Raw genomic sequence first — 551 nt, forward strand, 5'->3', positions numbered from 1 at the left:
CTGAGCAATGGCGAGGTGATCACCATCGGCAAAGGTCTGTCGGAAGGCAGCGTGACCTTCCCGGCACCAGCCAACACCGTCTATGTAGATGGCGGCAGCGTCAGCGTGACTGTCACCGGGACTACTGGTGGTGACTTCGAGCATCTGGAAGTCAGCCCGACAGCTGCCGTCACTGCCGTTACGGATTCGATCGATACGTCGACCGTCACCCTGACCGCGACTTCGAGTGCAGTGGAAGGCGGTGTCGTCACCTACACCGCCTCGGTTACCGCGCCTGTCACTGGTACGCCTCTGGTCATCTCTTTGGCGAACGGCCAGTCGATCACCATTCCGGTCAATTCTTCGAGCGGTTCGGTGGACTTCATCGCCCCGAATAACGTCCTGAACACCAACACGCCGCTGACCAACAGCATCACCGGGGTCACTGGCGGCAACTACGAGAAATTGGAAACCGCCGGCACGCCAACTACTGTCGTGACAGACGATCCGGCGCGCCTCGACACTACCGGCCTGACCTTGTCGGCCACAGGCACCGTCCAGGAAGGCGGCGA

General features: G+C 61.0%; 1 protein-coding gene. It reads left to right on the plus strand.

Annotated features, from left to right (window positions below):
* On the plus strand, positions 1-551 hold a 551-nt coding region (locus N7650_RS27895), incomplete at both ends, for an immunoglobulin-like domain-containing protein (protein ID WP_279900911.1).

It is taken from the genome of Pseudomonas sp. GD04058, from assembly GCF_029836855.1.
Classification (GTDB): domain Bacteria; phylum Pseudomonadota; class Gammaproteobacteria; order Pseudomonadales; family Pseudomonadaceae; genus Aquipseudomonas; species Aquipseudomonas bharatica.